Source organism: uncultured Hyphomicrobium sp., from assembly GCF_902826555.1.
GTDB lineage: Bacteria > Pseudomonadota > Alphaproteobacteria > Rhizobiales > Hyphomicrobiaceae > Hyphomicrobium_C.
This window is the reverse complement of sequence record NZ_CADEFI010000024.1, coordinates 1-10548: the sequence shown is the minus strand read 5'-3', so window position 1 is coordinate 10548 and position 10548 is coordinate 1. Positions and strand designations below refer to the sequence as shown.

The 10548-nt window shown below is 63.7% G+C and carries 9 protein-coding genes; 7 read left to right on the top strand and 2 right to left on the bottom strand.

From position 1 onward, the window contains the following. The 3 genes from QZV93_RS11300 to QZV93_RS11290 form a co-directional block, all read left to right on the top strand. A partial coding sequence (locus tag QZV93_RS11300; protein ID WP_295558519.1) for an FAD-dependent monooxygenase occupies positions 1 to 930 on the top strand: 930 nt, incomplete at its 5' end. Between the two features lie 62 nt (positions 931 to 992). Beyond that, positions 993 to 1916, top strand: a complete 924-nt coding sequence (locus QZV93_RS11295) for a lipid A biosynthesis acyltransferase (protein WP_295558517.1) — start codon at positions 993 to 995, stop codon at positions 1914 to 1916. 7 nt (positions 1917 to 1923) lie between these two features. Then, entirely contained in the window at positions 1924 to 2820 is an 897-nt protein-coding gene (locus QZV93_RS11290) for an MBL fold metallo-hydrolase (RefSeq protein WP_295558515.1), read from the top strand. 21 nt (positions 2821 to 2841) lie between these two features. Here QZV93_RS11290 and QZV93_RS11285 read toward each other — a convergent pair whose 3' ends face one another. Further along, positions 2842 to 5991 (bottom strand): CHAT domain-containing protein, encoded by a 3150-nt coding sequence (locus tag QZV93_RS11285; protein ID WP_295558513.1) that lies wholly within the window; start codon positions 5989 to 5991, stop codon positions 2842 to 2844. A gap of 297 nt (positions 5992 to 6288) precedes the next feature. On the opposite strand from QZV93_RS11285, the gene QZV93_RS11280 reads away from it, so the two are divergent. From QZV93_RS11280 to QZV93_RS11265, 4 genes are all read left to right on the top strand, one after another. Then, the gene (locus QZV93_RS11280) at positions 6289 to 6783 is read left to right on the top strand and encodes a hypothetical protein (protein WP_295558512.1); all 495 of its coding nucleotides are present in this window, start codon (positions 6289 to 6291) and stop codon (positions 6781 to 6783) included. A gap of 109 nt (positions 6784 to 6892) precedes the next feature. After that, a complete protein-coding gene (locus QZV93_RS11275) occupies positions 6893 to 7645 on the top strand; it encodes a hypothetical protein (protein ID WP_295558510.1) in 753 nt (250 codons plus the stop codon). A gap of 30 nt (positions 7646 to 7675) precedes the next feature. After that, complete coding sequence (locus QZV93_RS11270) at positions 7676 to 8146, top strand: hypothetical protein (protein WP_295558508.1); 471 nt, start codon at positions 7676 to 7678, stop codon at positions 8144 to 8146. A gap of 93 nt (positions 8147 to 8239) precedes the next feature. After that, on the top strand, positions 8240 to 9811 hold the full coding sequence (locus QZV93_RS11265; RefSeq protein ID WP_295558505.1) for a hypothetical protein: 1572 nt from the start codon (positions 8240 to 8242) through the stop codon (positions 9809 to 9811). Positions 9812 to 9888: 77 nt separating this feature from the next. Here the strand turns inward: QZV93_RS11265 and rplQ are convergent, their stop codons facing one another. Further along, positions 9889 to 10314, bottom strand: a complete 426-nt coding sequence (gene rplQ, locus QZV93_RS11260) for a 50S ribosomal protein L17 (protein ID WP_295558502.1) — start codon at positions 10312 to 10314, stop codon at positions 9889 to 9891. Positions 10315 to 10548 lie beyond the last annotated feature (234 nt).

Here is a 10548-nt window from a genome sequence, read left to right as displayed (position 1 = left end):
CTCGTGGCGGGCCTCCTCGCCGCTGCCGCCGCGCCAGGGAGCCGGGTTCGGCTGTATGAGACTGCCGGCGTCACCGACGTCCGGCTCGAGCCCGACAGTGCCACACTGACCAGCCGCGAAGGGGAGACTTTCGAAGCGTCGCTCGTTGCAGGCGCCGACGGGCGCAACTCGATCTGCCGTGCTGCCGCCGGTATCGCCACCCGCGCCTGGCAGTATGAGCAGGCGGCCGTCGTGACTTCGTTCCACCACACACGGCCGCACGGCGGGGTCTCGACCGAGTTCCACCGCCCAGCCGGCCCTTTCACGACCGTCCCGTTGCCGGGAGACCGCTCAAGTCTGGTTTGGGTGGAGCGCCCCGACGAGGCGCGACGGTTGTCGGCCCTCGACGACGGGGCGTTCAAGGCCGCCCTCGAGGCGCGGCTGCAAGGGTTGCTTGGCCCGGTGGGCGACATCATCCCGCGGGCCATGTTTCCACTGTCCGGGCTCACGGCGGAGGTGTTCGGCCGCGCCCGCGTGGCCCTGATCGGCGAAGCGGGGCATGTCATTCCGCCTATCGGCGCGCAGGGGCTCAATCTCGGGCTGCGCGATGCGGCGACGCTGGCCGACTGCGTGGCGGATGCGATGGCCGCCGGGGGCGATCCGGGGGCGCAGACGACGCTGGATGCCTACAGCGCCCGGCGCCGCGTCGATATCCTTTCGCGCACGGCGACCGTCGATGTGCTCAACCGTTCGCTCATCTCGGGCTTCTTGCCGGTGCACCTCGCGCGCGGGCTTGGACTGCTGGCGCTGCAGGCGCTCGGCCCGCTGCGCCGCCTCGCCATCCGCGAGGGCCTTGGGCCATCCGGCGATCTGCCAGATCTCCTCAAGCCCGACGGGGCGCGGCTGCTCGCGGAACGGGCCCGGACAGGCCTCCGCGATTCCGCAGCTTGACGCGTCGCGCGCTTGTTGGCATCCGATCATAGAGCATCCGCGATCGGCCCCACAGCAGCTTAATGACACCACAGAAAATCAGCTTCGCCCGCGACCTGCAGTTCCGCCTGGAGTATGTGCTCCTGCGCGCCATCGTCGGGACGGTGCGGCTGCTGCCTCTCGAGACCGCGACCGCCGTCTCCGCCAAGGCCTGGCGGGTTCTGGCGCCGCGCATCAATCCCAAGCGCCACAATCGGGCGCTCGCCAATCTCGCCATCGCGTTCCCCGAGAAATCCGAGCAGGAGCGGCTCAGGATCTGCATGGCGCATTGGGAGAACCTGGGCCGCGTCATGGCCGAGACGATGCAGATCGACCGACTGATCGAGGATCCGGGGCGTATTCGCATCGTCTCGGACCGGCTGTTCGGGCGCTACAAGGACAAGCTCGGGCCGGCCATCGGCGTCTCGCTGCACATGGGCAACTGGGAGCTTTCCATCTGGCCGTTCGTCGTGGCGCGCACCAATCCGGCCGCCGTCTATCGATCGGTCAACAACCCCTACATCGACGGCTATCTGAGGTGGCAGCGGCGTAACCTCTATCCGGGCGGACTGTTCGGCCGTGGAAAGGTCGAGGGCGAACACGGCGACGACCAGAAGACGGCGCGCATCCTCACCGACTTCGTCCGCCGCGGCGGGCGGCTCGGCCTCGTCTGCGATCTTTACGACCGCACGGGGCTGCCAGTGCCCTTCTTCGGGCAGGATGCCAAGACGCAAGCCATCGGCGCCATGATCGGGCGGCGAGTGGGCAGCCGCATCTGGATGAGCTGCTGCAAGCGGGTCGGCACGTCCTCGCGGTTCGAGATCGAGATCAAGGAATTGCGCGTGCCCCGGACGCAGAACATCGGCGCCGACGTACGCTGGATCATGGTCGAGATGCAGAAGCAGTTCGAGGCCTGGGTGCGGGAATCCCCCGAGCAGTGGATGTGGAGCAACCGGCGCTGGAGCTAGGTGTTCATTGACCGACCTGACCAAGCATCTGCGCGTGCTCAAGCCGCATCCGGCCGTCTATGCCTTCTACGACGGGCGCGTGCCGGGATACCACTTTGCGGAAGGGCAGAACTGGGTCGACGAGGGCGCACTTTCGCTCGGAATTGCGAGCTATGCCATCGTCAGCGAGCACGCGGCGCTCATCTACGATACGCACGTCTCGGTTCCGCATGCAAAGGCCATCCGGGACATCCTCTCGCGCGAGGGCGTAACGTCCTTCACGGTGGTGCTCAGCCACTGGCATCTCGACCACATCGCCGGGAACGAAGCCTTTGCCGATTGCGAGATCATCGCCACCCAGCGCACGGCGGACCACCTTCGCCGTCATCAAGCGGATATCGAGGCCGGGACGCATGACGGGCCGCCGGCCATCGCGCCGCTCGTCATGCCGACGCGCACGTTTTCGGGCTCGCTCGCGCTCGATGTCGGGGGCATCCAGCTCGAACTCATCGAGGCCAACATCCACAGCGACGACGCAGCGGTGATCTGGTGGCCGAGCGAGCGCCTGCTCTTCGCCGGCGATACGATGGAGGATACGGTCACCTACGTCGTGGAGCCGGACAACCTGGAGGTCCACCTTGCCGACCTCGCCCGTCTCGATGCCTTGGCGCCGGCCCGCATCCTGCCGAACCACGGCGATCCGGACATCATCGCGGCCGGCGGCTACACGCGCGGCTTCAACCGCGCCATGCAGCAATACGTTCGTGCGCTGATCCGCTGCAGGACCGAGCCCGAGTTGCGCGAGCTGCCGCTCCGCGAGCTGATCCGAGGGCCGATCGACACAGGGTGGATCACGTACTTCGAGCCTTACGAGGAGATCCACCGCGGCAACCTCGCGAAAGTGCTGTCGCCCGCCGAGCGCTGACCGGACAGGGTCACGCCGCCCTCACTGCTCAGCCGCACCTTTGCCCACCAAAACGAATGGCGCCCAATAAGCCGGGTGCGATTTCTCGGCGTCCCCGCCGTCGATCAATGATAGCATGGCTTGGCGTATGGCTTCCGCACGTCCGGGGCGGCTTTTCTCGGACGCCACGCGGATCGCGTGTGGTATGAGGTGCGCTGCCGCATCCTCCCGCACCGCCCAATGCGAAACGAGCAGTGAACGGGCACCCGCGTAAAAGAATGCGCGCGCCAGGCCCGAAAGCGCTTCTGCGTCGGCCGCCTCAGGCGCTGCGGTGTTGCAAGCCGACAGCACGACCCAGTCTGCATCCATTCTCAGGCTCACCACTTCGGATGCCGTGAGGTATCCGTCGTCGAGTTCCGTTCGGGCTTTCGGCGGCGTCAGAACCAAGCCGGGCTCGGTGCCCTCCGACAACTCGCCGGCGATCGCGCCGTGGGTTGCAAAATTGACGACGGCGTAGGACGCGAGATCACCGGATTTGCTCAGCGACTTTACATTGCTCTCCGTTGCACGCGCGGCGAGGTAGACATCCTCTTCCCCGACACCCAGTCCGTGCGCGACTCCGCATGCAAGGTCGGCGGTGTGCGGTACGGGACTCAAGGCGGCGACGTCTGCTTGCCCGCCTAGATTGGTCGGCGAAAAGCCCGGCAGAAGGTCCGCGAGTTTGTCCAATTCTTGGTGCGCCGCGACTTTGGCGCAATCGCTTTTGGACGCCGCCAGCAACGCGCGTGTCGCGTCTTTTTTGCGCTTGGGCGACCCGGTCAGAAGCGGATTGGCAAAGGCGACGTAAGGCTTTTTCTCGACGCTCGCACCGTCATTCTCCTTGCGCATCGCTTTGAGAGATGCCACCGACGGCAAAACCGAAACCGCATGGCGACGCGCGAGCCATTGCAAGGCGCCGTTCGGCGTGGACGGCTCGGTCAGCAAAACATGCAGCGGCAATTGCTGCAGAGGTCCGGCGGGGACGAAGAGGATCGACCGCGAGCCATCTGGCTTTTTCAGCAGTTCCTCGAATTTGCCAAACAGCTTCTTGTATAGACCGGCGGCGCGGGCATAGTCGAACGGGAGGGGCTTCTTTGCGATCGCATCCTCGCTCGTGAAAGTGGCGCTAAGTCGCGCCTGGCACAGCTTTTCGCCCGCTCCGCCCCAAGATGCTGCGTCCAGACCACACCGCAACGCTTCGACAGTCTCTGCCAGCTCCTTTACGCCGCCGCCGCTGGCTATGGTGTGAATCTCGGCTGACGAAGCCGTGACCGCCCAAGCTCTTACCCGATCGTCGCTCCAGTCCAAGACATAGAGCACCTCGTCGTTGCCGAGCGACTTCCGCTGCAGCTCCGAGATGGTTATCGGCGATGGAGATGCCAACGCGGCGAATTCAGGATTGATGCTCCCAAGCCTCTTTGCCGATGTGTCAAGCTCCTCCATCACTGCGTGCATGCGGTTGATGTCTTTCATGCCGATGGCGGGGTCGGCATCATTTCCGTCACTGCACGTCTTCTCGGTCATGACGCAATCCTCGAGAACAACCAGGCGATCGAGCAGCGCCTGGTGTGCGCGGAGGGGCTCCGACAGGGGGTCCATGCCGGACGCCAAGCGAGAGGCCATGGCGGCGACGGCCCACGTCGTTCGCGTCTGATTGAGCAATTGGCTGACAGCCACGTAGCGCTCGATGTCTTCGGGGCTCCTGCCGTCATCTTGCGCCAGAAGATCCTCATACCAACCCAGGAAGTCTCTCCAGCGCGTGAGGTGCGTCTGCCATGTCTCTCGACCGAAGAGATCGAGGACCATCATCTTGCGGATGCGGTCGGTTGCGGTTTCGGCAGCTGAAATCGCGGCAGCACGATCTCCGCGCCATGCATGGTATTTCGCCAGCGTGACCACGCTCGCGATGGCCTGCCAGTGATAGGGGCCTTGCGCTTTTTCGAAAGCCTGGACAACCCGCTCGACGAGCGTTGTCGTCTCGTCGGTGATCTCCGCCGGCGGCTTCGGAAGCTTGGCGATCTCCTCCTCGAAGTCCGTGAACCCGCCTTTGAAATAGACCCATCCGGCGTCGGTCGCTCTATCTTCGGCCTGCTCCCTGCGTAAGCCGTCCTTGAAGACGTCGAAGAGCATTGGCCTCTGCACCCATTCCTGAAACAGCATGGCGTTGAGCGGCTGCCCGGCCAATGTGTGCAGTTTCAATCCCAGAGAGACGACGGATTGTAGCAACTCCGCTGTTTCCTGGTCGGCAGCTTGGCCCTCCCTCGTCATGGCGATGGCGACGTGGCGCGCGAGAGCAGCGCCGTTCACGGCTGCAGCTTTTGCTTCTTCCGGACGACCACGCTTTTTGAAATGCTCCGTGCCGATGGTATAGGCTGCGAGAAACAGGCGAGCTGTGACAAGCCCTGGGCCGACAAAGGAGTCGCCCCCTCGACTTTGCTCCTGCGTGACGAACTCGGGGGCTGCCTCTAGAACAGCGCTCAGGCCGTCATCGCCCGCCGTTTCGTTCTCTTCCGCGATGTCGAGAGCCGTCTTGACGGCAACCGCATAGTCTTGATGCCGCATCCCGACATCATTGCCGACCGCAGTGAGCCACGATCGAAGGTGCTTTGCGGCCTCCTGTGCCTTGTTCTGGCGGATCAGGCTCCGTATCAGGCCGTCGCAGAGCCGCCTGCCTATGAAGACCGTGAAACAGCGGGTCTCCTCAGACTTGTTCAACAGGAACAAGGCGTATCGATACAGGATCTCCGCTTCTTCCAGATACTCCGCTTCAGCCAGCGTTTCTGCGATGACCTCCACGTGGAAATTCAGGTGATACTTGTCCGAGACATCACGTTCGGCATCTTCCAGGACCTTCAGCATCTGGCAGGAATAGGCCAAAGCGGAAACCTTGCGCTTGCCGCGAGCCTCGCCAGCTATGCGCAACGCCCACAACTCCCGGAGCAGCGAGAACGATCTCTCGTCGGTGCCGCTGAATGTCTTGGTGATGGTGACACGCTCCAGATCTTCGTCCCTGACGTCCGCCAACAGCTTCCGCGCAAGCGCGAAGGCCGAGTCGGACTCGCCGGCCCGAAACTTGGCTATGACCTCTTCATAGCGTTTCCATATGGCGTCGGAGGACATCGCCTCGCCGCCGTCCTTCGGCTTGGCATCCAACTTCGCGGCAGCTCCGCACCAGCCATGAACGATATCGTTGTATCGGGCAGCTTTAGCTTCAACGCTCGATAGCGCTGAAGCTGCGGTCCATGCGGCTAGGGCTAGGAGAATTTGGTTCGACGTGCAGAGGAGACGGCAATGATTTTTGAACATGAGGCGCCCTACACGAAAAACGCGGAGCTGCCTAACTATGCAGTGCGCTGACGGCCTCCTCAAGCATAATTAACCATTCGTAAATCTTCTTGCTTCAACCCTTTCTTAAGCATCGCTATTTGACGTCCGCCTCGCCGACATCCCATGTCCGATTTCGACAACTTCCCACCACAGACCACCTCGTCGCTCAACGACGCCCGCAACGACACCGGGCGCGTGGCGTTCTGCGGGCCCTACGTGCTTTCCGCCATCACCGGCTATCCCATCAGCAAGGTGGAGATGGCCGTGAATGCATACCGGAATCTGCCGCCGGACCTGCGCCATCGCGTCAAGGGCACCTACGCCGACGAGGTGGAAGGTGCGCTCGCGGTCTACGGCTACGAGATGGTGCTCAAAGAGACCTTCATGCACCTCGAGCGCAAGAAGCGCCCGACCGTGTGGACCTGGATGCAGAAGCCGCGCAACGCATGGGCGCACTACATCCTGGCCATCCACAAGGGCAAGGAAGGGCACTGGATTCTCATCAAAGGCGTGAAGATGTGCGACACGTTCACGGAGGGGAAGTGGACGTTCGTGGTCGACGGCCCGCACCGGGGTGCCCGGATCATGGATGTGTTCGAGGTGCGCAAGGCCGTCTGACGGGATTTTCGCGCGATCTTGCCGGCGGTGTTCCGCACGTTACAGCCTTGCCTTGCCCGCTCCGGCACCACCACACTGCGGAATAGAGCGGTCGTGACGGGCAACGGAGATGTCGCCGGAACTCAGAAGCATCGTCGAGGAGGCTTACGGCGTGTTCGGGGTCTACAGGCCCGCCGCGCCGACGCTGTCGGTCTGCCACTGCAACGTCTGCATGACGGAAGAGACCGAGCTGGAGCTCGTCAAGACCCCGCTGCGCGAGATCCCGTCCGGCCTGCTCGCGGAATATACGAACTCGGCGCACGGCTGGGACGATGGGCCGATCGCCCGCGAGATGCGCTATTTCCTGCCGCGCTATTTCGAGTTGATCGCAGACTACGATCCGCCCGACCACATGGGGATCGACATCTGCCTGAGGCGACTCGGCTACGCCAAATGGCGCGAGAAATGGCCGGCGCAAGAAGAACAGATCATCGACCGCTTTTTCGATGCGTTTCTGGTCGCAAGCCTGTCGAAGCTCGACCTCGTGCACTGGCCCGTGGGCTGGCGGCTCGAATTCGATCTGGGCGACGTGCTGACGATGATCGTGACGGCCGACGGCGATATCGGTCGCGCGCTCGCGGCCTGGGATGCGGCGGCGGATCCGGCGGCAACAATCCACATGGCGGCGCTGCGCGAGGACGTTCTTTCGACACAGACCCGTACGTGCTGGCACTCGGCCTATCTCGACGAGCACAAGGAAGCGGCCGACAAGATCGGCGCCTTTCTCATGCGCGCCGAGGTCGATCGGCGGATCGAGGCCGCATTCTTCGCGGTCGAGGATCCGCGGCTGCAGGCGATCCTCTCCGACGCTACCGTTAGCTGAACCCCGCCTTCTTTCCTGGAGTATCCCGCCATGACCCGACGCGCTCTTCTGGCTTTCATCGCAGTGCTTTTGCTGCCGTCCATCCTCGGCGCCTTTGCCCCTCAGGCCCGTGCGGGAGGCAGCGACCCTCAGATCGTGCTGGACGAGATCTACGGGCAGGTCGATGCGATGTGCGGCGGGGACGGGCAAGGCGCCGCGTACGACATTTACGCCATTGCCAAGACCTATTTCGCGCCGGATCTCGCAAAGCCGTTCGAGAAGGCCATGGAGGCGGGCGATCTCGACTTCGACATTCTGGTCGACGGACAGGACTGCAAGATCAGCGATCTCGAACTGGCCGTCACCGAAAGCACGGACGCGTCCGCCACCGGGCGGGCGACTTTCAAAAACATGGGAGAGGCGCGTGTCATCGACTTCCTGATGACCAAGACTGGCGCCGCGTGGAAAGTCTCCGACGTGGTCTATCGGCATCGGTCGTTCTCGCTCAGGAGTGCGCTCTGAGCCCAAAATTTAGGAATCGTCGGACGGGCTTCTGCGTGCAACCTTCAAGGTCGGCGCGCCGTGGCGTTTAACGGACGCATAGCGAGGTTCCCCATGCATTCGACATCAAGGCTCATTGCCGCATTGCCGAGGGTGGCTCTGCTCATTGGATGCATGACCTTTCTCACGGCATGGCGTTGGGGGCCGCCGACGACGTACCTCGACGAGAGAGGCGCAATCGCGCGCGCGGTGGAGAAGCTCAGCGCGAAGGGTGGGTTTACGCGCATCGTCTCCGTCGACATCGGTGAAACCGAGGTCGCCATCGAGGCGCAGGATCCGACCATGCCGCAGCATGTGAACCGCTGGACGCTCTCAATGCAGAACTTCAGCAAGCTCAACTGGGAGGAGGTCAGCGGCCCCGAACCGGTATCGATCACCCTCGCCAACCCCGATCTCGAGGCCAACCTGTTCGACGTCAAGGCGGTTGATTTCTCGGCCGCGCAAGACTTCGCCAAGGAGGCAGTGACACGCGCCGCGCTCGAGGATGCTGCAAGCGTCTACCGGATGACGATCCAGCGCCAGCTCTTCCTGCTTCCCAAAACATCGAGCGGCGACGTGCGCTGGACGGCACACGTCCGGAGCGTGCGCGAGGAGGCGCGCGTATTTGGGGATGCCAAAGGCCGCTTCGCGGGATTGGATCTCACTTACACGAACCGCGGCCGGACGTTCAATCTCCTCACGTCACTCGACCTGCTGCCAGAGGCGGCGCGCGCCTTCGCGGAGGGCGTCGGCACCGAGCCGGTTCTGGTCGAGGTTCGCATTACCTCGCGCGGCATGGGCTTTGAGAGCAACCTTCAGCAAAAACCGACGTTCGGCAGCACCAAGCAGCGCCAGACCTTCAATTGGAGCTTCAACGGGCTCGAGCGCGGCTCGGGCACTCTCGATACCAGTGCGTACTTCGGGGCTGAGCCTGTCTTCGGCATCGGGGACGTCGACTGGTCGCTTGCGGATGGGCTGGTGCGCAAGGCGAGAGACGTACTCGGGATGGCGGACGCAGCGCTTGACGATCTCGAGGTGACGAAGCCCGGCGATCAGGCCGGCCTGCCGCAGGTCGAGTGGCAGATCACGCTGAAGCAGGGCGGCGAGGAGGGCGTTGCGCGCTTCGATGTGAAGGGCGAGCCCTTGGGCCATACGCTGCCCGAGAGCCGGCGCAAGCCGTTCGATGCGCGCGATCCCGCCGCATGGCCGGGACTTCTCAAGCAGATCGAGGCGTCGTTCGGCGGCGAGGGCGCCATCGCGGAGCTCGTCATCCACGACGCGCATATCAGCATCGCGGCGTTGGATCCGCAGAACCCGAAGGAGCTGGGCGACTTTCTTCTCGACGAGAACGGGATCAAGCGGTTTGGGACCGTGTCGCCGTTCGCGGCGCAGAACCCGCGCTTCTCGGTCGCGGATTTCAAAGCGCTCGACGCGGCGCAAATGCGCAAGCTGCAGGAAGCAACCGCCGAGCGCCTCAAGCTCACGCCCTTTACGATCTCGACCATCACCATCGGGCGCGCCAGCCTCGATCCCTCCACGGCCGGCAACGTGACCGTCGAGATCCGTGCCGAGGAAGGCCCGTTCAAGCGCGGCGGGCGCGTGAACTGGGAGATCGACGGCCGCGAGATCAAGGCTTACCTGCCCTAGCCGGGCGATCGCTTAAAATGAAAAGGCCCCGACGCGATGCGCCGGGGCCTTCGAATTTTTCAAAGCTTCCGCGAGATCTACGCGTTGGCCTCGGCGGCCTTCTGCTCTTCGTGGCGGGCCTTGTCCTCGGCGCCCTTCACCGACGTGTCGCGATCGACCAGCTCGATCACCGCGCGCGGGGCGCTGTCGCCGTAGCGGAAACCGGCCTTCAGCACGCGCGAATAGCCACCGGCGCGGTTCTTGTAGCGCGGGGCGAGCACGTCGAAGAGCTTCTTGACCATGTCCTCGTCGCGCAGACGGGCTGCGGCGAGACGGCGGGAGTTGAGATCACCGCGCTTGGCCAGCGTGATGTACTTGTCGATCACGCGCTTCAGGTCTTTGGCCTTGGGCAGCGTGGTGACGATCTGCTCGTGCTTGATGAGCGAGGCCGCCATGTTCGAGAACATGGCCTGGCGGTGCGCGCTCTGGCGGCCGAAACGTCGGCCGAGCTTCTTGTGTCGCATCGGTCTATCTCTCTTTCGCTATCGGTTATTACGGGGAGGTTCTTTGGCCTCACCTCGTTCGTGGGCAGTAGGGCAGTGAGGCAGTGGGCAGTGAGTGATGGGATCGTTGTCCCTACTGCCTTACTGCCAACTGCCTCACTGCCAATCCTAGTACTGATCCTCGAAGCGCTTGGCCAGCTCTTCGATGTTGTCCGGCGGCCAGTTCGGCACTTCCATGCCGAGGTGGAGGCCCAT

Bases quoted from the DNA above. Each gene is read 5' to 3' on its own strand.
- QZV93_RS11295 (WP_295558517.1), top strand. From the start codon at position 993: ATGACACCACAGAAAATCAGCTTCGCCCGCGACCTGCAGTTCCGCCTG.
- QZV93_RS11280 (WP_295558512.1), top strand. From the start codon at position 6,289: ATGTCCGATTTCGACAACTTCCCACCACAGACCACCTCGTCGCTCAAC.
- QZV93_RS11275 (WP_295558510.1), top strand. From the start codon at position 6,893: ATGTCGCCGGAACTCAGAAGCATCGTCGAGGAGGCTTACGGCGTGTTC.
- QZV93_RS11270 (WP_295558508.1), top strand. From the start codon at position 7,676: ATGACCCGACGCGCTCTTCTGGCTTTCATCGCAGTGCTTTTGCTGCCG.
- QZV93_RS11265 (WP_295558505.1), top strand. From the start codon at position 8,240: ATGCATTCGACATCAAGGCTCATTGCCGCATTGCCGAGGGTGGCTCTG.
- rplQ (WP_295558502.1), bottom strand. From the start codon at position 10,314: ATGCGACACAAGAAGCTCGGCCGACGTTTCGGCCGCCAGAGCGCGCAC.